The sequence below is a fragment of the Rhodoblastus sp. 17X3 genome, assembly GCF_030056575.1.
In the GTDB taxonomy this organism is placed as follows: domain Bacteria; phylum Pseudomonadota; class Alphaproteobacteria; order Rhizobiales; family Beijerinckiaceae; genus Rhodoblastus.
Genome location: NZ_JASHHX010000026.1, coordinates 20,680 through 47,092, shown reverse-complemented (window position 1 = coordinate 47,092; position 26,413 = coordinate 20,680). Strand labels below are relative to the sequence as shown.

Sequence of the window (26,413 nt, the reverse complement as noted above, 5' to 3'; positions counted from 1 at the left end):
ACCCAATCCGGTCCATGGCTGGATGGAAAGGATGCGCCAGTCGCGGTCATAGCCGGGGTGACAATCTTCAAGAATTGGCGAAAGGCGTCATTCGGCAGCCTCCGCCTCGTGCAGTGCGTGAGTATTTTCTGAAGCTACCGCCGGGCGCCTAATTGGTATCAATTGGAGCGCTGCTATTGACGGGGACGGTGCGATGGATTGGCATGTCCAATATCGAAAAAGTGGAGCGCACCACATCGTTAGGCACCGGACCCCCGAGGAAGCCATCAAGGACGCATGTTCACTTATCGACGGAGGCTATGACGTCTTTGGCATTGGCGCATGGCCGCTCACCGATTCCATTGAAAAAGGCGAAATTGCCAAGATTTATGCTCTATGGGTGAGAGCAAAACATCCGTTCGGCAGAGATTGACGCTGCGACCCGATCGCTCGCGGGGCATTTGAGCCGCTTACGGCGAACGCCGACCGGCAACAATCGGCGGCTTTCAGTCATAGGCCGAGGGTCTGGTTCAGGACGGAGAACGGACCGAAGCGCGACCGTTGGGTTGCGCCAAGAGCGGCAATTCGAGTGTGGTCGGACGGCTCACGCGCAATAGACCCGATTTTTTTCATTCAGAAGTGATCCACGGCGTCGACGATCGCCGTGTTCCTTTCATGCCACCTTTGCGGCTAAGCTGAAACGATCGAGTCCCAATTTAGATTCGCAGGCCGCTAGGGGAAAAGCAATGATCAAGGTTTGGTGCGCGGTAGCATCATTATTCGTGACAATGGCGGGATTTTCCGCCGCGCCAAGCGCGCAAGCCGCGCCTTGCCTGATCGTCACCTTGACCGGCACGAGCGGCCCGCCACCCTATAATGGCCTCGCCGGACCCGGAACGTTAGTTCGGTATGGTGACGACGCCAACAACTGCAGTTCCACGCTGATGCAGTTTGACGTCGGGCGCGGGACACTCATGCGCCTATCGCAAGTCGGCGCCCAGGCGGCTCAGCTCAACGCCGTCTTCTTCACGCACATGCACTCCGACCACATGGAAGGTTTTTCCGATATCGTTCAGATGCGCTGGATGTTCGGCTCACCAAAAACGCCGAAGCTCGATATCGTTTGCGCCGTGGATGCGAAGTCGCCGTCTGGGCCTGACTTGAGCTGCAGCAAATTCGTGGCCCATATCGATGACGCCTATGAGCAGTCCGGCGAAACCGCCTACCGCGCCTTTGAGCTGAACGGCATCGTCAATCCAGCCGGACCCGTCGCCGGGTTGAATGTCATCACGTTCGATCCAAAGGATGAGCCTCAGGTCGTGTGGACGTCAGGCGAAGTGAAGGTCAGCGCGATTCGGACAACCCATATTCCGGGTTCCGCGGCGTTTCGGGTCGACACGCCGGCCGGCAGCGTAGCGATCGGGGGGGACTCCTCCAATGACACGCCGGCACCGCCCCGCAGGACTTCAACATCGGATGAATTCGAAAAACTGGCCAAAGGCGTCGACGTCATCGTGAATACGACCATTCATCCCGTCCTGTCGCCGGAAAGCGGCGCAAGCACCCCGCCCGCAGTCTACTACCGCCAGAGCAACGCCGCCGACCTCGGCGCCATGGCGCAGAGAGACGGGGCCAAACACCTCATGCTCACGCATCTGGCGCCGCCCATCGGCGCCTCCATGCAAGGAACCGTGCAAATCAAAGGCGGCCCGCTGACCGAACAGGATTATAAAAAGGCTGCCCAGGATGGCGGCTTTACCGGAGATATCGTCGTAGGAACCGACCTTGCCAGCGTGAGGTTGCCATCGAAATGACGCAGGCAGCTCACTGCCTCAATTTGTTTCGTTCGTGTTGACGCTGATCAAGCCGTGACAGCGATCCGTGGAATATGAAGGCTTGGCGGAAACACCGCCTATGAGCTTCTGCCGCGCAGAGCGAACAGGAACAACCTGTTGATTTCGTCGAGAAACACTCGCTGGCGCCCTCGAGAAATTGTAGCGTAGCACTGGAAAGTCCGGATCCCGCCCGCCGAAAATCGGAGCGCGCTTCATCCGCGACTGACGACAAAATGGGACAGTGACCGGATATGGGAGTTATTGGGAGGCTCGGCGCTGCATCGATCCTTGCGGGTTCACTCTTGTGGGCTGGCGGCGCGACGGCGGCCGAGGAGGGTAAGAGTGTCTACTTGCTCGGCGCCGCGACCTCGATGGCTGGCGTGACGCCGCCCCCCGGCTTCTATTTTTCCTCGTTCACCTATTTTTACCAAGGTAATGGAAGCGGCAATACGGCCTTGAGTTGGTCCCTGAGCCGCGCAGGAACCGAACTTCCACCATCGAGCGTTCTAAAGACCAACGCTAGTTTGAGCGTCAATGCGCAGGTCGGGATCAACATCTTTACGCTGATTTACGTGTCGCCCGAGCAGGTCCTGGGAGGGAACGCGGGGTTCGGTGTGCTTGCGCCTGTCGGTTATCAGGGAGTCGACCTCGATGTGACCGCATTGTCGAGCCTGACGCTTCCCAATGGAAACACGTTGCTCGCTGGACGCACCCTTCGGGAATCCGATCATACATTCGCGTTCGGCGATCCGCTGGCGACGGCGTTCATCGGATGGAATTCGAGTTTCTTTCACTGGAAGCTGACTGGCCTTCTCAATGTTCCGGTGGGAAGTTATTCCGCCACCAACCTCGTCAACATGGGATTCAACCGGTGGGCCGGAGACCTAACCGGCTCGATGACGTACCTGAATCCGCAGTCTGGCCTGGAAGTTTCTGGGGCGGCCGGGTTCACCTTCAATGGCGAAAATCCGGCCACAAAATACAGGACGGGCACTGAATTTCATTTCGAGGGGGCGCTCATGCAGCACGTCTCGAAGGCCTTGGCGATCGGCGTGGTCGGATATCACTATGAACAGATCACAGGCGATAGCGGAGCAGGGGCCGTAATTGGGCCGTTCAAAGGTCGCGTATCGGCCCTCGGTCCAAACCTAACCTATAATTTGGAAGTCGGTGGCGTGCTGCTTTTGACATCCGTGAAATACGTACGCGAGTTCGATGTTGAGAACCGCCTCAGCGGTGATGTGGGAATGTTTACGCTGACCATTCCGCTGGGAGGGGGGAAGCCTTCGCCCGCCCACAGCCCCGGCTGAGGCGTGGCGCCCTGGGGACAGCCCGGTGGAGGCAGCGGAGCGCGAAATTGGCGCAGTTGTCACATCATCCACAGACGGCAACAGAATTTCTGGCCGAGAAGGGCCATGAGCGCTGGTTCATTTTGCTATCGGAATGCCCGCTGAGTGGGCGATAGCCGCCAGCGGGACCTTCATGTCGTAAGACCGCAACGAGCCGTTTGCGGTCAACGCCGACCGGCAAGAATCGGCGGGAAACGGAAGCTCGCGGGCGCAGCCGGCGAGGGGCAAGGATGGGCTGATTCTGTTGAAAAACTCTTTTTCAGCTGCTGATCACAATTTTACAGCCCCTTGGAGCCTGCGGAATAAAAAAGATGCGGGGGACCAGTAGGATTGACGAAAAATCGGCTGAAAACCACCGCAGCCAATTATAGATGGCATTGAACGAGAAAAGTCGCTCGCCATCGAATTTTGCGGGATTTTTGAGACATCTAATTTTTCGAGTTTTTCAACAGAATCAGCCGTTTGCGACCAACGCCGACCGGCAAGAATCGGCGGATAGCGGAAGGCCAGGAGAGCTGTCGGCAAGGGCGGCTAGGCGCCAAGTTGCGGACATGGGCGGAGATTTGCACCTGATTTCTGCACCGACCAAGTCATTAATCGGGCTGGACTTGGCTAAAAGGTCGTTGCGCCGAATGGCATAGTCAAAAATCATCTTTTGCAGCGTCGCCATTTGTGTGACTTTTTTCGGGAACCGACGTTATCATTCAATCTGCTGCCGCCTTCGACTGAAGCGCGGCCGCGGTCGATGACGACAGGGCGCGCGATCTGGCCTTGATAAGCAAAAAACAGTTGTTCGCGCTTTTGGGGAGGAACAAGCCATGAGAAGGTTTTTTTCTATACTCGGCGTCTCGGGCGCATTGGCCACTGGTCTGATGACCGGCAATGCTGAGGCCTTCTCCCCGACTCCCGTACCTGCGCCGAATTCCGACTTGATCCTGGTTCTTGGCGGTTGTGGCCCTGGTTACTACCCGGACGCCTACGGGCAATGTGTGCCCGGTGGCGGCTATTACGGAGGCGGAGTCTATCGTGGCGGAGTCTACCGTGGCGGCGCGGTTTATCGCGGCGGAGTCTACCGTGGCGGGGCCTATCGTGGCGGCGCGGTTTATCGCGGCGGCGGTTATCGTGGCGGCGCGGCTTATCGCGGCGGCGGCTATCGTGGCGGCGCACGCGGCGTCCACGGCGGCGGGAGGGGCGGCGGACGGAGATCGGACTTCCGCCTGAAACACGACATCACTCTGCTCGGCTACATCCCCAATGGCGTCGGCTTCTACCGCTTTGTTTACAATGGAGGGAGTAAGGCCTATGTCGGCGTGATCGCGCAAGAAGTAAGAGGCGTCATGCCCGAAGCGGTTTTCGGAGGTCGGGACGGCTATTTGCGGGTCGACTACGACAAGATCGGCGTGAAATTCCAGACTTATGATCAGTGGTCGACGTCGGGAGCACGAATTCCTACCCCATGGGCTCCGTCAATGCAGTGAGTCTATCGGCGTCAGCTACGAATTTACCCCCAGGGTTGACCGCGAATCAAAAGTCTACTTTGGCGCAGAGATGGAAGAAGGCTGAGCATATAGGCTCGACCAAATTCGAGCGGGTCCCTCCTAGCGGGCTGCTGAAAAAGGCTTCCGCTTAAGCCAGGTCCGTGATTCCCTCGCTTTGTGAAAAGGAGCGAGGAATGCGCGGGACAGATCAACAGCCTGGGACGCTTTTCAGCTATGTGGATCTGGAATCGCGGGTGCGGTCCGATCACCCGCTGCGCGCGATCCGGGCGATCGTCAACGACGCTTTGGCGACGTTGACGCCCGATTTCGTCTCTCTTTATTCGAAGATTGGCCGCCCCTCGATCGCACCGGAGCGGCTGCTCCGCGCCATGTTGCTGCAAGCCTTTTATTCCGTGCGCTCCGAACGGCAGCTGATGGAGCGACTCGACACGGACCTGTTGTTTCGCTGGTTTGTTGGCTTGGCCATCGACGACAAGGTCTGGGACGCCACCGTGTTTTCGAAAAACCGCGACCGCCTGCTTGAGGGCGCCATTGCGGCGAAGTTTTTGGCTGCCGTGCTGAGCCAACCGCGGGTCAAGAAGCTGATTTCGAGCGACCATTTTTCCGTCGACGGCACGCTGATCGAAGCCTGGGCCTCGATGAAGAGCTTCCGGCCGAAAGACGGTTCGGGCGACGAGCCGCCGCCCGGCTCGGGGCGCAACGCCGAGGTCGACTTCAAGGGTCGGAGGCGCTCGAACGAGACGCACGCCTCGACGACCGATCCCGAGGCAAAGCTCTATCGTAAGGGCGCGGGCATGGAGGCCAAACTCGCCTATCTCGGCCACGCCTTGATGGAGAACCGGTCCTGCCTGATCGTCAACGCCTGCCTGACGCCCGCCGATGGGCATGGCGAGCGCAACGCCGCGCTGGCGATGATCGAGCCGCTCGCCAACCGTCCGACCGGGATCACGCTCGGCGCCGACAAGGGCTATGACGCGCGCGTCTTCGTCAACGAACTGCGCGCGATGAATGTGCGCCCGCATGTGACGCAAAACACCAGAGGACGGCGCTCCGCTATCGATGGACGAACCACGCGCCATGCCGGATACGCGGTCAGCCAGCGCATCCGAAAACGCATCGAGGAGGCGTTCGGTTGGATGAAGACCGTCGCCGGTCAGCGCAAGACCCGGTTTCGCGGCGCCGAGCGCGTCGGCTGGTCGTTCGCCTTCGCCGCCGCGGCCTATAATCTCGTGCGACTGCCCAAACTCATGGCGGCGTCGCCATGAGCGCGCCGGCGGACTGCCAGCTCGTTGGGCGCTGGCGCATTGTCGAGGCCGACCTTTGGGATCGCGACCATCTCGATCTCTGTGGACCGGCTGCGATCACGATCGGCGCAGAAGGACGCGGCGAAATCGCCTTCGGCGCAATGGAGGCGGGCCTTGAAATCGCCTATGGCCGCACCTCCATCGACTTCAACTGGATCGGCTTCGATGAGGGCGATGACGTATCAGGAGAAGGTTCAGCTGAATTGCTCGACGATGGCTCAATCGAGATTGAGTTTGCATATCACAATGGCGACGAAGCCGTGCTCAAAGCCAAACGCGAGCCTTTTTCAGCAGCCTGCTAGTGGATAAAACCTGACGCTTGGTGCCGACAACGAAAGGCGCAAAACGGCGGGAAGCGGGAATAGCGCGAAGGACCGGTCCCGAGAAAACACCGGTCGATGGCGGAATGGGAAAGATGCGCCACAAGCGGAAATCCGGAGGGGCAAGATCCGATCCGCGATTTCAGCGGATTGCGGACCTTGCTTCCGATAGATCACGACGCGATCCTGAGACCGCCCCCCTCCCCGCAGCCTCGTCGCACGTCGCATTGCGGCCGGAATCGGCAGCGGGGAGATCGCGCAACAAAAGGCCGCCAGTCGGCGGCCCTATTTGCAGAGATTGAAGCCAGATCCCGCTGAGCAGGAATGAACGTATTCATTCGTAGCGATAGTGGTGGTGATAGTGATCATTGTGGTGAAACCCACGGGCGATTGACGGCCCCGCCACGTAACCGACAGCGCCTCCCGCGACCGCGCCCACCGGACCTCCGACAATGGCGCCGGCGCCCATCAATCCTTCATTCAGCCGCTCCCCGGCCATTGCCGGAGCGCCGGCGAGAAGAAGCGCCAGGACAAAAAAAGTGCGTGTCATTTTATGATCTCCATATGCGGCGTAACGACGAGATGTGGCCAAATTTATATTCGGCCCATCAGCAGGAGAACGACGACGACGAGCAGGACCAGACCTATTCCGCCGCTGGGGACATAGCCCCAACTGGCGCTGTGCGGCCATGTCGGCAACGCGCCGACCAGAAACAGCACCAGCAGGATGAGCAGGATTGTGCCAAGCATGAAAAAACTCCTCAGTGGACGATAGGCGCGACGGCCTTGAAAGGCTTCGACGCCGTCGCGCGAAAATTGTTCGGATGGCGATTAGGTTCGACGCCGCTTGCCGCGTCATCGTGAAGGCGTCGCTTTCGTTCGCTCGTGGCGCGCGTGTCCGCCAAGGCGTTTTCGCGGCGCCGCCTGGTTCCGCAGTCGCTATTTTTTGAGGCTTTCCCTGAGCGCGTCCTTTGCGCCGCCCACGGCGTTCTGGACTCGGCCTTCAGCCTTGTCGTGCTCGCCTTCCACAACGAGTTTGGCGTCGCCGAGGGTTTTTCCGGCGGCTTCCTTGATGGCGCCCTTGGCCTGTTTGGCGACGCCCGCAATGCGGTCTTGGTCCATGTCGATTGCTCCGGTTTGTCAATGTTTTCGCGAGGGCGAACTCTTCACGGGCGACGGACTGCGTTACGCCCTGTTCGTCTTTTCAATTTACCGCGCCCGGAAGCTGAGCCGACAGAATCGGAAACTACTCACGCCGGATACGCGGCGCGTTTTGCTCAACGTCTTGTGCGAATTCAGCGCAAAGCCTTCTCTTGTTACGTCGATCATGCTGTGAGCCGAGACGCGCTTCGTTAGCGCGCTCTCGAGGCCTTGCACGAACCTGTCGTTTCGTCTGATCGCCATGACGAGCGTAGGTAGTTTCCGGCGCTAACGCGTGGAAGCCGCCGTGGTTAGCATTCATCCAACGCGATGATCTTTTGCGCCCCTCGCGTGTTGTTTCCAGACGGCGCGTCAAACTCCATGGCGGGGGCCGAATCTGGATCGGACGAAAGGGCGTCCCATGAGCACTCTTCTAATTATTGTCGTCTTGATCCTCCTGTTCGGCGGAGGCGGTGGCTATTACGCGCACAACCGCTATGGCGGCGCCGGACTCGGAGGCGTTCTCGGAACGGTTCTGCTGATCGTCGTCGTGCTCTGGCTTCTTGGCGGACTTCACTGAAACTATGCTTCAAACGGCGGCGGTCGGAATTTTCCAGTAACGGGGTTGGTCATGGCCGATAACGATCGCGCGATGGAAACGAACACGGAAGCTGAGTCGCCGCCGGAAATGCCGTTGCCCTCCGAACCGCAGGTGATTTTCCTCGGCGGCCTGTTCGCGCTCGCCGTTTTGACCGCAGCCTACGCCGCACGCGAAATCGTGCTGCCCCTGGCCTTCGCCATCACGCTGAAGCTTCTGCTGCAACCGGTGATGCGCCTGGTTGAGCGGGCGCGTCTGCCGCGAGCGGTCGCGTCCCTGCTGATCATCCTGGCCCTGCTCGCCCGAAGCTTCGCTGACGGCTTGTTCACCACCGTGTTGTTTCTTTATTTTCTGCTTTTGTCGGGTGACAGCTTCCTGCGGCGGCTGGTGGAAATCCTGCCGCGTTTCGGGGCTAAGCGCCAGGCTATCGACATTTCTCAACAGATCGAAAGCGATATTTCCGCTTATCTGGAGACGATCACGGTCATGAACTTAGCCGTCGGTCTCGCCACCGCTTTGGTCATGCACCTCACGGGGGTGGGAGATCCGATTCTTTGGGGCACGTTCGCCTTTCTGTTGAATTACGCGCCGATCATCGGTCCGGCGCTTTGCACGTTCGTCTTTCTTCTGGCCGGGCTGTTGACCATCGACGGACTTTGGGCCGCGCTGGCGCCGGCCGGTCTCTATTTAACGATCCATATCATCGAAGGCGAGACATTGACTCCAATGCTTCTGGCGAGGCGCTTCACGCTCAATCCCGTGCTTGTGATCCTGTCGCTGGTGTTCTGGTTCTGGATGTGGGGCATTCCCGGCGCGATTCTGTCCGTGCCGATGTTGGCGATCACGAAAATCATCTGCGACCGCATCAGACCGTTCGCCGCGCTAGGCCATTTTCTGTCGGGCTGATGTTATCTCTGCATTGGCGCGCGATGATGCACGCAAAGCTTGCTCGCGTTGGCGCCTCAGTCGGCCGGGGGGGCGTCCGCAAGTTCGGATCGCTCCGAGAGGGCCGCCACCGTCAGTCGGAAATAATGTTCGGCGTGCTGGAGATAATTCTCCGCGGCCACACGGTCGTTGCCGGTATGGGCGTCGCGCGCGAGCTGAAGATACCTTTCCGCCACGTGTTGCGCGCCGCCGTGGATCTTGACGTCCGGACCGTTGGATTCGTATGAACGCTCAAGGGAGCTGCGCTCACGTCGGCTGTTGGTTGAGGGGTTGCGAAAACGGCTAGTCTGATCGGATTGCATTCTTGTCTTTGGCCTTTCAAGGCTGAGGTTCGGAAGCGATCAAGCTTCCGTTGGTGGTCGGTTGATGACCCGGCGGGTCGAACCACGAGCGGCGGCGCACTTGCGGAAACTGGCCGGATGAAATGAGAGGAGCGCCGTCCTCTCAGGCCATGACCACCCCTAGACTTCGACGCCGTAGGCGCGGGAAACCTCGTCGCCGAAGATCACGACAGCGCTTTTTTTGCCGCCACCGGCTTCGATCTTGACCCGGGGACACGGTGCGTCGGTGAAGCCAAAGACGCCGTGTCCATCGACGACGATGATGTGGTCGTCCCAGTCGATCCGATCATCAAATCCGTAATGGCTGACATGGACCATTTCGTCGGAAATGACGATCCCTGCTTTCGGAAACGATCGAAGATCAAGCGGACCAGATGTTCGCGGTTATCGACTTCCATGGCCGTCGACAGGCTGTCTTTCATCGTGAATCTATGTTCCCGCATTCGCATGGCCTGGATCCTTTTGAAGTCGCCCTCCGCAGTCAACTCGACTTTACCCCGCGCGCAGGGAGCAAAACAGGCCTGGAACGCAACCATTTCATTTATAACACATGCAGCCACAAAGAAGACTCTAATTTCGAGACAATAAAAAGGCGAGCTGGCGACCAAATCAAGCGACGGCCAACTTTACCGAATAAAATCCGGCGCGCGTCCGCCGCAGGCGTCGCCGCTGTTCCGTCATTTCTGAGCGGTCATCAGATCGGCGGATTTGAAATAGGTTCGTGCATGAGCGACGAGAACGCCGTCGGCGGGATGGTCGACGGTTTCGACGCCGGCGACATGAGCCATCATCGTCGGAGCGTAGCGCGTGATATGCTTGACCAGCGCCGTCTTGGCCACGCCGGGCCCGGTGATCAGGATCGCCTTCGATCCGCCGATCGCGTCGACGACAGCCGAAAGAAAGGCTTGGTCCTCGGGCGAGTGGCCGCTGCCGATGGCGTTGGTCTTGTGATGAATGTGAACATGGGGATCGTTCGGTCGGACGGTCAGGTTGTCCACCTCGTCGGCGCTGAAATGAAAAATGCGCGCTTCGTGATGATCGATCCAGACGACGCTATGATTGTGTACGGTCATGGCCAGGCTCCTGTCCTTCTGGCAAGGACGGCGGGCGAGCGCCCGCCGTCGGTGATCGATCAGTCATGACCGCCATGATCGTAATGATGATGATGGTGGTGGCGATGGTGGTGTTCGTGGTGATCGTAATCGCCATGGTGGTGTTGATGTTCCATTGGCATGGGATCGGCCGCCGCCGGCTCGACCAGCACGACGAAGGGCGCCAAGGCGAGCGCGGAGGTCGAGAACGTCGCGGCGAGGAGTTTCATAAGCATTTAGTTTCCTTTCGGCTTGGGTGTCCGTCCGGCGCCGCACTATTCCGCCGCCGGACAACAAACGCATTTGGACAAAGATCAGATCTCTGTCCGGCGTCTCCCTTGGCTACGGCTGCAGCGTCCGGACTGACTCGCGCCGCAAGCGCCTGGCGAAAAAGCCCCGCTCGTCATCAAGCCGCCGCCGTCCCGAGCGCGGAGGTGATGGCGAGCAGCATATCGTTTTCGAAATAGGGCTTTTGCAACACTGTTGCGTTTGGCTTGAGCAGCCGGACAGCGGAAGCGTCGCCGCTGACGAAGATATGCGGAACGTAACATTCGCGAGTGATCGCCTCGACTGCGCCGATTCCGCTGCCTTCCTGCAAATGCGCGTCGACGATCATCAGGTCGGGCTTCAGGCGGCGCGCGCTGGCTACGCTGCCGCTCTCGCTGGACTCGATGCCGCAGACCTCGTGGCCGAGGGCCTCGATCAGTTCGGCGAGCAACTCGGCAATGATCCGATTGTCTTCCACGATCATCACGCGGAGCTTTTTCATCAGGCGCATCCGTCGAAAGCGGCGCTTTGATCCGCGCTGGCGGAAAATCCCGCCGATGCGCACCATAGGCGCCGTCGCCGGCGCGGCGCAGTGTCGGAATCTACTCACGCGCCCGACGCGCGAATAACGCGGCCCCGCCCTCGATTCAGTGATAAGTTCGCTATGCCCTGGTTGCGCAGGCGATCTTTCGGAAAGGTTTCGCATGCGACACGTTCAAAAGCGCTCCGAAAAAAAAGCCGGGGCGCCTTCCGGCTCACCGCCCCCGCACTTTCCCGGCGGAGAGGGCCCGGAAGCGTCGTCACGCCAGACCCGTCTGGCGGAGCTGTGTCAACGCCTAGTGCTCGAGGTTTACGCGCCCGCGGCGGTTCTGATCGATCGCAAAAACGAATGCCTGTTTTCACTCGGGCCAACGGATCGCTACCTGACCCTCGCGCCGGGGCAACCGACCCACGACCTGCTGGCCATGGCGCGCAAAGGATTTGTGTCCAAGCTCAGATCGACGATTCAGCGGGCCTTTCAGGACAGTGGGCCTGTGACGACCGGCGGCTGCCGCGTCGAGCGCGACGGCGAGCCCCTTCGTTTCAGCCTGTCGGCTCGGCCCGTTCTCAGCGAAGGCGAGGACTTGGCTCTGGTCTGTTTCCTCGACGAGCCAAAGCAGGATCGCCGCGAAGGCAGCGCGGACGCGGCGGGAGAGGTTTCGAGGGTCGCCGAACTCGAACAGGAACTGGAGGCGACGCGAACGGAATTGCAGGGCGCCATGGAAGCCTTGTCGATCAACAAGGCGTTCCAGTCGGCCAACGAGGACTTAACTGCTCTGAACAGCCAACTCCGGGAAACGCTGGACCGCCAGCGGACCACCTCCGACGATTTGCAGAATGTGCTGTACAGCACCGATGTCGCGACGATCTTCCTCGATGTGAACCTGAACATCCGCTTGTTCACGCCGGCCGCCGGATCGCTGTTCAACCTTATTCCCGGCGATGTCGGGCGCCCCCTGGCGGACCTTGCTTCGCTCGCCGCCGACGGCGCGTTGCTGCCCGACGCGCGCGCCGTGCTCGCCAGGCATACGCTGATCGAGCGCCAGATCGAGGGGCGCGGCGACGCCTGGCATCTGCGACGGATCCTGCCTTACCGCGCGCAGGACGGCGGCGTGGGAGGCGTAGTCATCACCTTCGCCGACATCACCGAGCGCAAGAGCGTCAACGACGCCCTCGATGCGGCCAGGAGACAGGCGGAAATGGCCGATGCGGCGAAGTCGCGGTTTCTCGCCGCCGCCAGCCACGATTTACGCCAGCCCCTCCAAACGCTGGCGCTGCTTCAAGGTTTGCTGGTGCGCGCGGTCAAAGGCGAGCGCGAGCGCAAAATGGTCGCGCGGATCGGCGAGACGCTGGGCGCGATGACCGGCATGCTCAACGCGCTGCTCGACATCAACCAGATCGAAGCCGGGGTGGTTCGCGCAGAAATCGAGCGGTTTCCGGTCAACGACCTGCTGGAGAAATTGCGCGACGAGCTGACCTATCAGGCGCAAGCCAAGTGTCTCGTATTCCACATGGTTCCTTGCAGCCTGTCGATTTACAGCGATCCGCGCATTCTCGAACAGATGATCCGCAACCTGCTCGCGAATGCGCTGAAATACACCAAAAGCGGCAAAATTTTGTTCGGTTGCCGCCGCTGCGACGGAAAGTTGCGCATCGAGGTCTGGGACACCGGGATCGGGATTCCGGACGACGAGATCCAGGCGATTTTCGACGAATATCATCAGGTCGGCAACGAGGCGCGCGAGCGCAGCCTGGGCCTCGGTCTCGGTCTTTCCATCGTGCGACGTCTCGGCAATCTGCTCGGCCACCGCGTGCGCGTGCGTTCACGCCATGGCGAGGGCTCCGTGTTCTCGATTGAGGTCGCGCTTCCCGAGGGCACGACGGCGCCGAAGCCTGTCGACCGTCGCAATCATGGCGATCCGGCGAGCGGCCCGGCGACCGTCCGCAAGGGCGCAGTTCTGGTCGTCGAGGACGATCCTCAATTGCGCGAATTGCTCGCGCAATCTCTCATCGACGAAGGGCATCGCGTGGCGCGCGCCTATGATGGCGACGAGGCGATGCAGTTGGTCGAAGGCGAGGATTTCCGTCCGGATGCGATTCTCGCGGACTTCAATTTGCCCAATGGCAAGAATGGGCTCGAAATCGCGGCAAAGGTCCGGGAAAAACTTCATCGCGACGTCCCGGTCATCATCTTGACCGGCGACATCTCGACCAAAACTTTGCGCGCCATTGCCGGCGCCGATTGCGGGCAGCTCAACAAGCCGGTGAAAATGGATGACGTGACGCAGGCTGTCCAGCGCGCGCTCGCGCCGAAGCCTGAGCAAACGCGGGCGCGTGTTCCGATTGAGACGGTCCCGGCGCCGGGACCGCCGGTGATCTTCGTCGTCGACGACGACGATCACATTCGGGCGGCGCTGCGTAGCGTGCTCGAGGACGACGGCCGGACCGTCAAGGATTTCGCCAGCTGCGAGGACTTTCTCGAAGCCTTTCGCCCGGGCGAGGACGCATGCCTGCTGATCGACGCGCAATTGCCCGGAATGAGCGGGCTTGATTTGCTGCAACGCCTCAGCGACGAAGGCCGTCTCTTGCCCGCCGTGATGGTCACCGGCAAGGCCGACGTCGCGATGGCGGTGCGGGCGATGAAAGCCGGTGCCACGGACTTCATCGAAAAGCCGATCGGCCGCGACGAATTGCTCGCCTGCGTCGAGCGCACCCTCGAAAACTCTCAGGATGCGAGCAAGCTCGTCGCCTGGCGGGAAGCCGCCGCGAGCCATATGGCGGGGCTCACGCTGCGGCAAAAGCAGGTCATGGAGCTGGTTCTCGCCGGTAGCCCGAGCAAGAACATCGCCGCCGATCTCGGCATCAGCCAGCGCACGGTTGAGAACCATCGCGCCGCGATCATGAAACGCACGGGCGCCAAATCGCTTCCGGCGCTAGCCCGCCTGGCCGTCGCCGCCGTGTATTGAGCGCGACCGTTGCAGCGGCTCGCATCGTCTGATGCGCAGAAGTCGAGGCGCCGGCCAGTTTCACCATCGATCTGGCGCGGCCGGACATCGATGCAGGCGCGCTTGGACGCGGGTGCGGCTTTGAAGAATCGTCTTCAATGCGCCGCCGTGACCTCTACCACGACATTCATGCCCAGAAAGGCGTCGCTGGCGCCGACGAAGCTGCCCTCCACTGGCATGGCCCGACGGATGTCGCGCGCGACCGCCACGGGAATCAGATTATAGCCGCCGAAACTGCGATTGGTCGGATCGAACGTGATCCAGCCGGCGCTAGGCACGTAAATTTCCGCCCAGGCGTGGGTCGAGCCGGCGTCGGCTGAGCCGATGGGGCCCGCTTCGGCGCCGTGGAGATAGCCGGAAACGATCCGGGCGCCGAAGCCCAGACAGCGCGCCGCCTCGACGAACAGGACCGCGAAATCGCGGCACGAGCCCCAGCCTCGATCGAGCGTCTGGATCGGCGATTGCACGCCTTCGTCCTCGCGGCTCTGATAATTGATCCAGGCCGAAACGCCGATACCGAGATCCTTGAGCAGCGCGAGGGTGTCGGTCTGCGCGCCGCGCACAAAGGCCCAGGCCCAGTCGCGAAGGCGCCCGTTCGGATCGGCATATTGCTGGAACATCAGGGCCCCGAGATCGGTCCGCTCGTCCTCGGCATAATGAAACGGGTAAAAAATGGCCGAAGCCGCAACATCGAAGATGGGCCAGGCGGCGGCGTCGAGAGTCAGTTGCGTCACGCAATCGATCGTCAGCCTGTCCGCGACGGCGTTGAAATGCGCGGTCGCCACGGAATTGCCGAACACGTCATGAGCGAAGGTCACGGTCGCTGGCGGATCGGTTTTCAATTCGCTCGAAATCAGCCGCAAGTCGCGGCTTTCGCGCGGGCGCAGCATCAGACGGTGAGGCCCGAGGCTTACGGGCTGGCCGTAGCGATAGGTGGTCTTGTGGTGGATCTGAAGCGTGGTCAATCGAACCCCCATCCTTTGCCGAAACAAACGGCTTCCAGCGCAAACGCCTTCGCTGCGGCCCATCGAAATGAATCGAGATGGAGCGAATGGATATGATTGTCCTCGTCACTTGTTTTCAGCAATAATATCACCATATCATTAAAGTCGATAGACGGCTCCCTGATTGCGTTTCTGTTCAAAATAAAACAGATTCACAAAAACATCTTGCCTGAAAACGCGATTTCGACGGCCGGCGGTTCAGCTGGCAAGCATTTACGTCAATTTTGAAAAAGGGGTTTTCATGCCAAAGGGAACCGTGAAGTGGTTTAACACCGAAAAAGGCTTTGGCTTTATTGCGCCGGATGATGGCGCCAAGGATGCTTTCGTCCATATCAGCGCCGTCGAGCGCGCGGGTATCGGCCAATTGCGCGAAGGCGACAAAATATCTTTCGAACTGGTCGCCGACCAAAGAAGCGGAAAGCTCTCGGCGGACAGGCTCGAAATGCTCAGCTGAATTTTTCGCCGGGTCTGCATTCATCAACCCGGCGACGATCGCCGCGCCTTTTCAGGTCGACCACGGATGTACTGGCGATCTGGCCGGCGATGGAGGTCCATTCCCTGGAAAGCGGCTTCTTCCCCACCCGGCGGAGCGCCCTGCGCTTCCTACGCCCGGTGACGGTTGCGGGGCGTGATGTTGGCGCGCCCGCGCAAGGCTTTCACGCAAGCGCGCTCACAAACGGCGCGCGACAGGAGTTGATCATGGCCAAGGAACAGAAGCGCGGCAACCGTGAAGCGAAAAAGCCCAAGGCGATCAAGGCTCCAGCCAATCCGAATCCGACATCGACGCTGACGGGCAGTCTCACGCCGATCAAGCCGCCGAAGAAAGCCAAATGAGGCGCCGTCCATGACCGTTCGAACCAACGAGACGAATGTCACGTTCAAACGTGCGTTTTCCCTGCCCGAACTGGAGCATCCGCAGCCCCCTGGGACCTATCGTGTCCTCACCGACGAGGAAGAGATTCCCGGGTTGTCGTTTCTCGCTTATCGCCGCGTTGCGACTATCTTGCGGCTCCCCTCCCTGGCGACCTCCGGTCGGCCGGAAGAAATGATTTCCATCAACGCCGCCGAGCTTTCGGCCGCCATGGCGGCGGACGGAGAGGGCCGATGATGATCAGGGGCAACAAGGCGAAGGCGTTGCGTTATCTGGGCGGCATTTCCGGACAAGGGATCGTCACGCAAAATGGCAAGAGGCTCGCGCAGGCCAATTTCGATCTGGATGGCTATTTCCGCGCCGCAGTGGGGGTCACGGGCAGCGGTGAAATCCAGGCGCCGGCCGAGATTCTCAAGGGGCTGTTCGGCCGCACGGATCTTCAACTCCTGACCGACCGGGGACTCCTCCTCGATCTCAGCTTTTCGGACGCGACGCTGGCGCCGGCCAGCGAAGTCGCCCATGTCGATGTGACTGGACAATTGCCGACGACGCCCTCCGACTAGCGTCACTGACGCGGGTCGAACGGCTGCGAAACGCAAGGATCGGAGCGAAATTGTCGCAAGCCTTCCCGCCGCTTGGCCCGGAATTCGAGCCCTTCCTTCATGCTGTGGTGTGCGACGAGGTCAACGGCGCGCCCTTGACCATGGTGTCGGCCATTGCGCGCTCGGGCGCCGATCCGTGGCAGGAGGCGGCCCGCATCGCGAGTTTGCCGAAATCCGGCGCGTTCGAAGCCTTGGCCCGCCTGATTCCGGTTTCCGGCGAAGATGAAAGCAAGGCCATCGCGAAACGGCTGTTCGCCCTGCTCCCGGCGCCGCGGCCAAACATGAATTTCCGCCTCGCCGGATCGCCGCCGAAGAGCGGCGGCTTGTTCCGGAATCCGCTTGTCCCGATCGTCGTCGCATTGATGCTCGGTCTCGCGCTGGTTTCCTTTTTCAAGGCGGCGACGCCATCCGGCGCGGGGCCGCACGAACCGCCAACCACCGCTGACAAGACCGATCCCTGATCGCAGGGATGATTCACGTCCGCAAGACCTCGGGCCGCGACGAGCGACCGGAGCGCCTTGTTTTTCCGCCGCATTGAGACCCGCGCGACAGACGTCGGCGCGGTCGCGGCACCAAGCCGACCCCGTTTTCGAATTCGAGGCTCAGTTGAGTATTTTTTCGCAACGCCTTTTCTCGCGCAAATCATCGCCATGGGACAATCAAGAGCCTATTCGCGAAGAGCTTTTCAGCGCGGAGCGCATCGAGGACCATGCGCGGAGCCTGGCGGCTGCGCAGCCGGTGACGCCGAAGCGGGCCAAGGGGCGCCCGCTGGCTGGCCGCCTCGCCGCGAACGGCGCGATCCTGCTGGCCGCGTACAAAAGCCTTCTGCACGGCGCCGACGAAGGTCGCGCGGTCACGCCAGCGGCGGAATGGCTGATCGACAATTATCATCTCATCGAAAAGCAGATCCGCGAGATCCGCTCTGATTTTCCGGCCGGCTATTATCGGCAATTGCCAAAACTCGCCGTCGGACCTTTCGCCGGATATCCCCGCGTTTTTGGCCTGGCCTGGGCCTTCGTCGCACATACCGACAGCCGCTTCGATTCGGCTATGCTGGTTCGATTCGTGCGCGCCTATCAGGAGGTGCAGCCGCTGACGATCGGCGAACTCTGGGCGGTGTCGATAACCTTGCGCATCGTCATGATCGAGAACCTGCGCCGACTCGCCGTACAGATCGTCGCGGGCCGCACGGCGCGCCATCTGGCGGATGATCTCGCCGACCGGTTGCTGGGAGCTGCCGGACGAAAGCCTGAGTCTCTCAAGGTCGCGCTCGCCAACCATGAGGACGCCGTCCTTTCGGAAGCCTTCGCCGTCCAACTCATCCACAGGCTGCGCGATCAGGATCCGGCCATCACCCCCGCCCTGACCTGGCTCGGCCAGCGTCTCGCGGCACAGCGCACGACTGCCGACATCGTCGTTCGCGAGATTCATCGGCGGCAGGGCGCGACCAGCGTCACCGTGCGCAACATCATCACCAGCCTGCGTCTGATCTCGGACGTGGATTGGAAAGACCTGTTCGAGGACGTCAGCCTCGTCGATGAAGCGCTTGCCGCCGGTGGCGGCTACAAGGACATGGATTTCCCGTCGCGCAATCTCTATCGCACCGCCATCGAGGAATTGGCGCGCGGCTCCAGCAGCGCCGAACGCGAAATCGCCCATGGCGCCGTCGCGGCGGCCAGGCGCTTTCACAACGCGGCGTCAGGACAGGACTATGCGCGAAAGAGCGATCCCGGCTATCACCTCATCGGCGGCGGCCGCGAGGAATTCGAGAATACGATCGGATACCGCCCGCACGCGCGAAAATGGCGCGTGCGGCTCCATCGAATTTCAGGAATCGGATTCTACGTCGGCGCGATCGGCGCGGTCGCCGCATGCCTTCTCGGCGCCGCGCTTGTCGCCCTCGCCGCGGTCGGCCCCGGCGCCCTGCCGCTGGCCGTTCTGGCGGTTCTTGGCGCAATACCCGCCGTGGACGCCGCGGTCGCTCTCGTCAATCGCGCGGTGGGCTTCGGCTTCCACGCTCATCTCCTGCCAGCCCTGGAGCTCGCCAATGGGGTGCCGACGCATTTGCGGACGCTCGTCGCGGTGCCGACGCTATTGACCCATCCGGCCTCGATCGAGGAGCAGATCGAGAGTCTTGAGATCCACCACCTCGCCAGTCCCGACGGCGATCTGCATTTCGCGCTGCTCTCCGACTGGCTGGACTCCCCAAAAGAACATGTCGAGGGTGACGAGGAGCTATTGGCGACAGCGGTCGAGGGGGTCGCGCGGCTCAACCAGACTTACGGCTCCGCGCCGGGGGGGCCGCGCTTCCTGCTGCTGCATAGGAAGCGTGTCTGGAGCCCAAGCGAATCGCGCTGGATCGGCTGGGAGCGCAAACGCGGCAAACTCCATGAACTGAACCGCTTTTTGCGAGGCGCGACCGATACGGGCTTCATCGCCCTCGACGGCGCGGCGCCGCTCGCCCCACCCGACACGCGCTATGTCGTCACGCTCGACGCCGATACGCGCCTGCCGCGCGACGCCGTGCGGCGGCTGATCGGAAAAATGGCGCATCCGCTCAACCGGCCGCGTTTCGATCCCGCGACGAGGCGGATCGTCGAAGGCTATGGCGTGCTTCAGCCGCGCGTCACTCCTTCGCTGCCGGTGGGGCGCGAGGGCTCGCTGTTCCAGCGCATCTTTTCGAGCGTGAGCGGCATCGACCCCTATGCGTCGGCGGTTTCCGACGTCTATCAGGACATGTTCGGCGAAGGCTCCTACGCCGGCAAAGGCATCTACGACATCGATGCTTTCGAAGCCGCGCTGGACGGTCGCGCGCCGGACTCGACGCTGCTGAGCCACGACCTGTTCGAAGGCGTGTTCGCTCACGCCGGCCTCGCCTCCGATGTCGAAGTCGTTGAAAGCTATCCGCCGCGCTATGATGTCGGCGCGCTGCGCCATCATCGCTGGGCGCGCGGCGACTGGCAGCTGCTGCCGTGGATTCTCGGTCGCGGCCCCAATCCCCAAAACGCTTCAAAAGCTTCCGCCGCCGTTCCGGCGATCGGGCGCTGGAAAATGCTCGACAATCTGCGCCGCACCCTGTCGGCGCCCTTCGCGGTGCTCGCCTTGCTCGCGGGCTGGCTCATGCCGTTCGACGTGGCCCTGGTCTGGACCGGATTCGTGCTTGCGACCATCGCACTGCCGCCGATGATTCCAGTGATCGCGGCCATGCCGCCGCGAAAGCCCGGCGTGACCCTGGCGAGCCATTTCCGCGCCGTCGGCCGCGATCTCAAACTTGCGCTCGTCCTGTCCGCGCTCACCGTCATCTTCCTGGGCCATCAAGCCTGGCTGATGGGCGATGCGATTTTTCGCACCCTCTACCGCCTCTATGTCAGCCACAGGAATCTCCTGGAATGGGTTCCCGCGGCGCAGGCGACCGGCGCGCGGCGGCTCGACCTGTCCGCCTCCTATCGCCGCATGTTCGGCGCGCCGATTTTCGCCGCGCTGGCCCTTGCCTTCGGCTGGATCCGCGGACCGGAAAATCTCGCGCTGGCCGGCGCCTTCGCCGCGCTCTGGCTGGCTTCGCCCGCCGTCGCGCGCTGGGTAAGTCTGCCTCCGCCGCGCCGCGCCGGCCGCGCGCCGCTCTCCGGGGACGACGCGAAAGCCTTGCGGCTGACCGCCCGCCGCACCTGGCGCTTTTTCGAGACCTTTGTCACCGGCGGCGACCACATGCTGCCGCCCGACAATTTTCAGGAAACGCCGACGCCCCGCGTGGCCCATCGCACCTCGCCGACCAATATCGGCCTTTATCTTCTCTCGCTGGCGAGCGCCCACGATTTCGGCTGGCTCGGAACACGACAGATGGCCGAGGGGCTCGAGGCGACGCTCGCGACCATGACCGGCATGGCGCGTTATCGGGGCCATTTCTACAATTGGTACGACACCAGCGATCTGCGCCCCCTCGATCCGAAATATGTCTCGACGGTCGATAGCGGGAACCTTGCCGGCCACCTGATCGCCCTCGCCAACGCCTGCCGCGAATGGCAAGGCGCACAACCCGACGCCGCATCCCGCCTCGCCGGGATCGCCGACGCACTCGACCTGACGCGGGAAGAGGCTGAGCGCCTGAGGGACGGGCGCAAGACGCAGACCGTCACGTGGCGCCAACTCGACGATGCGCTGGCCGCGCTGGCTGTCGCGGCGCGCGATCCGCTTTCGGTGCCGGATGATCTGGGGGCTCGTCTCGAAAAGCTCGCCCTTCAGGCCGACACCATGGCCGATATCGCGAGGGCGCTGGCCGCGGAGCGCGACGACGAGAACAGCTTTGACATGCTGTTCTGGGCGCAGGCCAGCGTGAACTCCATCGCGGCCCATCGCGATGATTTTGCACGCGACGTTGAAAACACTCGCGCCTTGCGGTTGCGGCTGGAGCGGCTGGAGGGTCAGGCGCGCTCGATGGCGCTCGCCATGGACTTCGGCTTTCTCATCGACCGCCAGCGCAATCTGCTTTCGATCGGCTGCCTCGCGCCCGAAGGCTCGCTCGACTCCAATTGCTATGACCTTCTAGCGTCCGAAGCGCGCCTCGCGAGTTTCTTCGCCATCGCCAAGGGCGATATTCCGGCCCGCCATTGGTTCCATCTCGGCCGCGCCGCGATCCCCGTCGCGCAGGGCTCCGCGCTGATTTCATGGTCCGGGTCGATGTTCGAATATTTGATGCCGTCCCTGGTGATGCGGGCGCCGGCAGGAAGTCTACTGGACGGCACGAACCGCCTCGTCGTGGGGCGGCAGATCGCTTTCGCCGAGAAGCTCTGCCTTCCCTGGGGCGTTTCGGAATCGGCTTACAACGCGCGCGATCTCGAATTCACCTACCAATATTCCAATTTCGGCATTCCCGGCCTCGGGCTGAAACGCGGGCTCGCTGACAATTTTGTCGTCGCCCCTTATGCGACCGGTCTGGCGACCATGATCTATCCCCGCGCGGCTCGCTCCAATCTGGATCGGCTCGCCGGCATCGGCGCGCGCGGGCGCTACGGCTACTACGAAGCGATCGACTATACGCCGGCGCGCGTGCCGGACGGGCAGGATCGCGCCGTCGTACGCGCCTTCATGGCCCACCATCAGGGCATGACCATCGTCGCCATCGCCAACGCCGTTCTGGGCGCGAGAATGCGGGCGCGGTTTCACGCCGAGCCCATGGTTCAGGCCACGGAACTGCTGTTGCAGGAGCGTGCGCCTCGCGATGTGGCCGTCAGCCATCCCTGGGCGGCGGAAACCAAATCTGCCGCCAGGAAGGGGCGCGACGCCGAACCATTGGGCGGGAGGCGCTTCTCCTCGGCGCAGCAAGCGAGCCCGGCGACGCATTTGCTCTCCAACGGGCGCTATTCCACCATGCTGACCACGGCTGGCTCAGGCTACGGCCGCTGGGAACAGTGCGCCGTAACCCGCTGGCGCGAAGACGCGGTCTGCGACGATTTCGGCTCGTATATCTTTCTGCGCGACGTTCACAGCAACGAGGTCTGGTCGGCCGGATACCAGCCGAGCGGACGCGAGCCCGACGATTACCGCGTCGCTTTCAACGAGGACCGCGCCGAATTCATCCGACAGGACGGAATGCTGACGACGTCGCTCGAGGTCCTAGTCTCGTCCGAGGACGACGCGGAAGTACGGCGTGTCTCAGTGACGAACAGCGGCCCGCGCGCTCGAGAAATCGAGATGACCTCCTATAGCGAACTGGTGCTGGCGGCGCAGGCGGCGGATGTGGCCCATCCGGCTTTTTCCAAGCTTTTCGTCGAGACTGAATTTCTGCCTGAGGTCGGCGCGATTCTCGCCACGCGACGCAGGCGCGAGCCAAACGAACCGGAAATCTGGGTTGGTCAGCTCGCCGTGGTCGATGGGGAAGCCATCGGCAAGATCGAAATCGAAACCGACCGTGCGCGTTTCCTCGGACGCAGCCAAAGCGTGAGAACGCCCATCGCCATGATCGACGGGCGCGCGCTCTCGAACACCGCTGGCGCCGTGCTCGACCCGATTTTCGCCTTACGCCGACGCGTGCGCATCGCGCCGGGCGCGGTAGCGCGCATTTCCTTCTGGACGATGGCGGCCTCGACGCGCGAAATCCTGCTCGACATTGTCGACAAGCATCGCGACGCCACGGCCTATACCCGCGCGTCGACCCTCGCCTGGACACAAGCGCAGGTGCAATTGCATCATCTCGGGATCACCGCAGGCGAAGCCAGCCTTTATCAGCGTCTGGCGAGCCATGTGCTCTACGCCAACGCGACCATGCGGCCGCCGTCCGACGCGATCCATCGCGGCGCCGGAGCGCAGTCTGGGCTTTGGCCGCTTGGCGTTTCCGGCGACCTGCCGATCGTCCTATTGCGCATTTCCGACACCGACGATCTCGATGTCGCCCGCGAATTGTTGCATGCCCACGAATATTGGCGGATGAAGCAGCTTGCCGTTGATCTGGTCATCCTGAACGAACGCCAATCTTCCTACGTCCAGGATCTTCAGATCGCGCTTGAAACGCTCGTCCGCACTCGGCAGATGCGTCCACGGCTTCGCGGCGACGAATCGCCGGGCGGCGTTTTCGTGCTGCGCGGCGATCTCATGCCTGCCGAGACCTCGGCCCTGTTGGCCTCGGTCGCGAGGGTGGTCATCCTCGCGCAGCGCGGCGGGCTGGTTGTGCAGCTCGACCGGATCGTCGAGTCGGAAACGCCGCCCAAGGCCTCCGCGAGCCCGTCGGCTAACCGCGTTGTTGCGCCAAGCCCGCCGTCGGCGAAAGCGCTCACCGAAGAGCTGGAGTTTTTCAACGGGCTTGGCGGGTTCGACAAGGACGGTGAAGAATATGTCACGGTGCTCGGACCGGGCCAGACGACGCCAGCTCCCTGGATCAATGTGATCGCCAACGAGAATTTCGGCTTCCACGCGGCGACGGAAGGCGGCGGCTACACCTGGTCCGTCAACAGCCGCGAAAATCAGCTCACGCCCTGGTCCAACGATCCCGTTGTCTATCGCCCAGGCGAGGCTTTCTATCTGCGCGACGACGACACCGGCGAATTATGGAACCCGACCGCGCTTCCCATCCGAATCGAGGCGGCGACCTATATCGCCCGCCACGGGCGCGGCTACAGCCGGTTCCAACATACAAGTCACGGCGTCGAATCCGATCTTCTGCAATTCGTCCCTATCGACGCATCGATCAAAATATCGCGGTTGAAACTGCGCAATCTGTCGGGGCGCTTTCGTCATCTGAGCGTCACCGCTTTTGTGGAATGGGCCCTCGGCCCCTCGCGCTCGGCCGGATCGCCTTTCGTTATGACCACGCTGGACTCGCAATCGGGCGCGATCTTCGCGCGAAATCTCTGGAGCGGCGACTTTGGCGCGCGCACCGCCTTCGCCGATTTCAGCGGCCGCCAGACCGACTGGACCGGCGACAGAAGGGAATTCATCGGCCGCAACGGGACTCTCGGCGCACCAGCGGCTCTGGCCAGCGGCGGCGTCCTGTCGAACAGTCTCGGCGCGGGCCTCGATCCCTGCGCCGCGATGCGCTCCAGCCTCGTGATGGCGCCGGGCGGCGACGCCGAAATCACCTTTCTGCTCGGCGATGCCTCGGATACACGGGAGGCTCGGAATTTGATCGCGCTTTATCGCCGCGCCGATCTCGACGAGGTTTTTGCCAAAGTTGGTCGTCATTGGGACGGTCTACTGGACGCAGTCAAAGTGAAGACCCCGGATCGGAGCATGGACATAATGCTCAACGGCTGGCTGCTTTACCAGACCGTCGCCTGCCGCCTTTGGGCGCGCGCTGCTTTCTATCAAGCGAGCGGCGCCTATGGTTTTCGCGATCAGCTGCAAGACGGCATGGCGCTTTCGGCCACGCGCCCGCAAATGACTCGCGCGCACATTCTGCGCGCGGCGGCGCGGCAGTTCATCGAGGGCGACGTCCAGCATTGGTGGCTGCCCCATTCAGGCCAGGGCGTGCGCACGCGCATCTCCGACGACCGCGCGTGGCTGGCCTTTGCCGTCGGCCAATATGTCGAGGTTTCCGGCGACGCCGCCGTTCTCGATGAAAGGGTTCCCTTCCTGGAAGGTCGGGTGCTGGAGCCGTCGGAATATGACAGCTTTTTCACGCCAACTGTCAGCGAAGACACAGCAACCCTGTTCGAACATTGCGCCCGTGCGCTCGACAGCAGCCTGGCGCAGGGCGGCCACGGCTTGCCGCTGATCGGCGCCGGCGACTGGAACGACGGCATGAATCGTGTCGGCCCGCGGGGCGCCGGGGAGAGCGTGTGGCTCGGTTGGCTGCTCTACGCCACGCTGAAAAGTTTCTCCCCTGTCGCGGAGGCGCGAGGCGAGCGCGCCCGCGCGGAAACTTGGCGCGCCCACGCAACCGCCTTGCAGGCGTCGCTGGAGCGCGAGGCCTGGGACGGCGAATGGTACCGGCGTGGCTTCTTCGATGATGGAACGCCGCTTGGCTCCAGCCAAAGCGAGGAATGTCGGATCGACTGCATCGCGCAATCCTGGGCCGCGCTGTCCGGCGCAGCGCCACTCGATCGGGCGACGCGCGCGATGGCGTCGGTCGAGCGCGAGCTGATCAGCGCGCGAGATGGACTGGCGCCCCTATTTGCTCCGCCGTTCGACAAGACGCCGCTCGATCCCGGCTATATCAAGGGCTATCCGCCTGGCGTCCGGGAAAATGGCGGCCAATACACCCATGCCGCGCTCTGGTCGGTGATGGCCTTCGCCAAACTCGGCCAGGGCGACAAGGCGGCGAGCCTTTTTTCGATGCTCAATCCGATCAATCACGCCCGCACGCGGGCGGAAGTCCACCGCTACAAGGTCGAGCCTTATGTGGTCGCCGCCGATGTCTATTCCATGCCGCCGCATGTCGGACGCGGCGGCTGGACCTGGTACACGGGCTCAGCCGCCTGGATGCAGCGCGCGGGCCTGGAAAGCATCCTGGGAGTGCGTCTGGAGGGCGACTGCCTTCGCGTCGATCCCTGCATACCCAAAGCGTGGGCTGGCTTCGAACTCTCTCTCCGGCACGGTTCGTCGCGCTACGAAATTTGCGTCGAAAATCCTGCAGGAGTCGAACGAGGCGTCATTTTTGCCGCCATTGATGGCGCCAAAATTACAGCGCGACTGCCCAGGTTGCTGCTTGTCGATGACGGCGCTGCGCACCGGGTTGTCATTCGATTGGGATGAATGGACACTCGCATCGATTGAGGATCATTCGGCATGGTTTTTCGATAGCCTCACGGCACACTAACTATTGGCCAAATGGAATATCGCGAGGACGTCGATGCGTTAGCCAAGCCGTGAGCTGGCGCATGTTTGCGGGCGTCCAGGGCGTTCAAAGATCCAAACTGAAGGTCAGCTTTCTGCCGCATTGGGTAAATTTTGCCGCGACTAGTGAAGGTCCCCAACGGGTCACGAAAGGTCACACAACTGCAAGAGCGATCGGCCGTTATCGGGTTTATTGCCGCCGGTCGTGGCCGGACCGGATTGCGCCAGGACCGGTAGTTTGGCATTGGCCGAACGAAACCGTGTCTTCGGCCGAAACCGGACCTTTTGATCGGGACATACCAGCTCGGCGTCCAAAATTATTCCATGCAAAATCACACTTTGCCTTTAAAATTCGCGTCCGGATAAAGCCATCGTCCTGTCTCAGCGCAACGAGCCGCGCGCGTAGCGAATTCCTCCAAAGAAACCTTATCGTCGCCAGCCTCGCCTCCGCCGCCCTCA

General features: G+C 62.0%; 24 protein-coding genes. 14 read left to right on the top strand and 10 right to left on the bottom strand.

Annotation, left to right across the window (positions count from 1 at the left end; translation table 11 throughout):
- Positions 1–193: 193 nt before the first annotated feature.
- The 6 genes from QM467_RS17960 to QM467_RS17935 all read left to right on the top strand — a co-directional run bounded on the left by QM467_RS17960 (position 194) and on the right by QM467_RS17935 (position 6,268).
- Positions 194–412 carry a hypothetical protein gene (locus tag QM467_RS17960; protein WP_283367712.1) on the top strand — a complete coding sequence of 73 codons (219 nt, stop codon included), beginning with the start codon at positions 194–196 and terminating at the stop codon, positions 410–412.
- Positions 413–725: 313 nt separating this feature from the next.
- Positions 726–1,793: an MBL fold metallo-hydrolase gene (locus QM467_RS17955; RefSeq protein WP_283367711.1), complete on the top strand. Its 1,068-nt coding sequence runs from the start codon at positions 726–728 to the stop codon at positions 1,791–1,793.
- 371 nt (positions 1,794–2,164) lie between these two features.
- A complete protein-coding gene (locus QM467_RS17950) occupies positions 2,165–3,124 on the top strand; it encodes a SphA family protein (RefSeq protein WP_283367710.1) in 960 nt (319 codons plus the stop codon).
- A gap of 857 nt (positions 3,125–3,981) precedes the next feature.
- A complete protein-coding gene (locus QM467_RS19845) occupies positions 3,982–4,641 on the top strand; it encodes a tail fiber domain-containing protein (RefSeq protein WP_342395142.1) in 660 nt (219 codons plus the stop codon).
- Positions 4,642–4,835: 194 nt separating this feature from the next.
- Positions 4,836–5,927: an IS5 family transposase gene (locus tag QM467_RS17940; RefSeq protein ID WP_283367709.1), complete on the top strand. Its 1,092-nt coding sequence runs from the start codon at positions 4,836–4,838 to the stop codon at positions 5,925–5,927.
- Complete coding sequence (locus tag QM467_RS17935) at positions 5,924–6,268, top strand: hypothetical protein (protein WP_283367708.1); 345 nt, start codon at positions 5,924–5,926, stop codon at positions 6,266–6,268. The genes QM467_RS17940 and QM467_RS17935 overlap by 4 nt, the downstream gene beginning before the upstream one ends.
- Positions 6,269–6,620: 352 nt before the next feature.
- Here the strand turns inward: QM467_RS17935 and QM467_RS17930 are convergent, their stop codons facing one another.
- The 3 genes from QM467_RS17930 to QM467_RS17920 all read right to left on the bottom strand — a co-directional run bounded on the left by QM467_RS17930 (position 6,621) and on the right by QM467_RS17920 (position 7,408).
- Positions 6,621–6,836 carry a hypothetical protein gene (locus tag QM467_RS17930; protein ID WP_283367707.1) on the bottom strand — a complete coding sequence of 72 codons (216 nt, stop codon included), beginning with the start codon at positions 6,834–6,836 and terminating at the stop codon, positions 6,621–6,623.
- Between the two features lie 44 nt (positions 6,837–6,880).
- Positions 6,881–7,036: a DUF3309 family protein gene (locus tag QM467_RS17925; protein ID WP_283367706.1), complete on the bottom strand. Its 156-nt coding sequence runs from the start codon at positions 7,034–7,036 to the stop codon at positions 6,881–6,883.
- Positions 7,037–7,225: 189 nt separating this feature from the next.
- Positions 7,226–7,408, bottom strand: coding sequence for a CsbD family protein (locus QM467_RS17920; protein ID WP_283367705.1), 183 nt, complete (start codon positions 7,406–7,408; stop codon positions 7,226–7,228).
- 439 nt (positions 7,409–7,847) lie between these two features.
- Between QM467_RS17920 and QM467_RS17915 the strand changes: the two genes are divergently transcribed.
- A complete protein-coding gene (locus QM467_RS17915; protein WP_283367704.1) occupies positions 7,848–8,006 on the top strand; it encodes a DUF3309 family protein in 159 nt (52 codons plus the stop codon).
- A 51-nt stretch (positions 8,007–8,057) separates the two neighbouring features.
- On the top strand, positions 8,058–8,930 hold the full coding sequence (locus QM467_RS17910) for an AI-2E family transporter (protein WP_283367703.1): 873 nt from the start codon (positions 8,058–8,060) through the stop codon (positions 8,928–8,930).
- Positions 8,931–8,986: 56 nt separating this feature from the next.
- On the opposite strand, the gene QM467_RS17905 is transcribed toward QM467_RS17910, so the two are convergent.
- From QM467_RS17905 to QM467_RS17885, 5 genes are all read right to left on the bottom strand, one after another.
- Positions 8,987–9,271, bottom strand: a complete 285-nt coding sequence (locus tag QM467_RS17905; protein WP_342395141.1) for a DUF4167 domain-containing protein — start codon at positions 9,269–9,271, stop codon at positions 8,987–8,989.
- A 159-nt stretch (positions 9,272–9,430) separates the two neighbouring features.
- Entirely contained in the window at positions 9,431–9,628 is a 198-nt protein-coding gene (locus QM467_RS17900) for a hypothetical protein (RefSeq protein ID WP_283367702.1), read from the bottom strand.
- Between the two features lie 359 nt (positions 9,629–9,987).
- Positions 9,988–10,383 carry a translational machinery protein gene (locus QM467_RS17895; RefSeq protein ID WP_283367701.1) on the bottom strand — a complete coding sequence of 132 codons (396 nt, stop codon included), beginning with the start codon at positions 10,381–10,383 and terminating at the stop codon, positions 9,988–9,990.
- A 59-nt stretch (positions 10,384–10,442) separates the two neighbouring features.
- Entirely contained in the window at positions 10,443–10,637 is a 195-nt protein-coding gene (locus QM467_RS17890; RefSeq protein WP_283367700.1) for a hypothetical protein, read from the bottom strand.
- 170 nt (positions 10,638–10,807) lie between these two features.
- Positions 10,808–11,170: a response regulator gene (locus tag QM467_RS17885; RefSeq protein WP_283367699.1), complete on the bottom strand. Its 363-nt coding sequence runs from the start codon at positions 11,168–11,170 to the stop codon at positions 10,808–10,810.
- Between the two features lie 337 nt (positions 11,171–11,507).
- On the opposite strand from QM467_RS17885, the gene QM467_RS17880 reads away from it, so the two are divergent.
- The gene (locus QM467_RS17880; protein ID WP_283367698.1) at positions 11,508–14,174 is read left to right on the top strand and encodes a response regulator; all 2,667 of its coding nucleotides are present in this window, start codon (positions 11,508–11,510) and stop codon (positions 14,172–14,174) included.
- A 134-nt stretch (positions 14,175–14,308) separates the two neighbouring features.
- On the opposite strand, the gene QM467_RS17875 is transcribed toward QM467_RS17880, so the two are convergent.
- Together QM467_RS17875 and QM467_RS19950 are read right to left on the bottom strand one after the other, a co-directional pair.
- The gene (locus QM467_RS17875) at positions 14,309–15,178 is read right to left on the bottom strand and encodes a transglutaminase family protein (protein WP_283367697.1); all 870 of its coding nucleotides are present in this window, start codon (positions 15,176–15,178) and stop codon (positions 14,309–14,311) included.
- A gap of 175 nt (positions 15,179–15,353) precedes the next feature.
- Positions 15,354–15,695 carry a hypothetical protein gene (locus QM467_RS19950; protein WP_446737799.1) on the bottom strand — a complete coding sequence of 114 codons (342 nt, stop codon included), beginning with the start codon at positions 15,693–15,695 and terminating at the stop codon, positions 15,354–15,356.
- 221 nt (positions 15,696–15,916) lie between these two features.
- Between QM467_RS19950 and QM467_RS17865 the strand changes: the two genes are divergently transcribed.
- The 5 genes from QM467_RS17865 (at position 15,917) to QM467_RS17845 (ending at position 25,873) form a co-directional block, all read left to right on the top strand.
- Entirely contained in the window at positions 15,917–16,051 is a 135-nt protein-coding gene (locus QM467_RS17865; protein ID WP_283367695.1) for a hypothetical protein, read from the top strand.
- Between the two features lie 10 nt (positions 16,052–16,061).
- Entirely contained in the window at positions 16,062–16,325 is a 264-nt protein-coding gene (locus tag QM467_RS17860) for a hypothetical protein (protein ID WP_283367694.1), read from the top strand.
- Entirely contained in the window at positions 16,322–16,651 is a 330-nt protein-coding gene (locus QM467_RS17855) for a hypothetical protein (RefSeq protein WP_283367693.1), read from the top strand. Before QM467_RS17860 ends, QM467_RS17855 begins: the two co-directional genes overlap by 4 nt.
- A 50-nt stretch (positions 16,652–16,701) precedes the next feature.
- Complete coding sequence (locus QM467_RS17850; RefSeq protein ID WP_283367692.1) at positions 16,702–17,151, top strand: hypothetical protein; 450 nt, start codon at positions 16,702–16,704, stop codon at positions 17,149–17,151.
- Between the two features lie 145 nt (positions 17,152–17,296).
- Complete coding sequence (locus tag QM467_RS17845) at positions 17,297–25,873, top strand: GH36-type glycosyl hydrolase domain-containing protein (RefSeq protein ID WP_283367691.1); 8,577 nt, start codon at positions 17,297–17,299, stop codon at positions 25,871–25,873.
- The last annotated feature ends 540 nt before the right edge of the window (positions 25,874–26,413 follow it).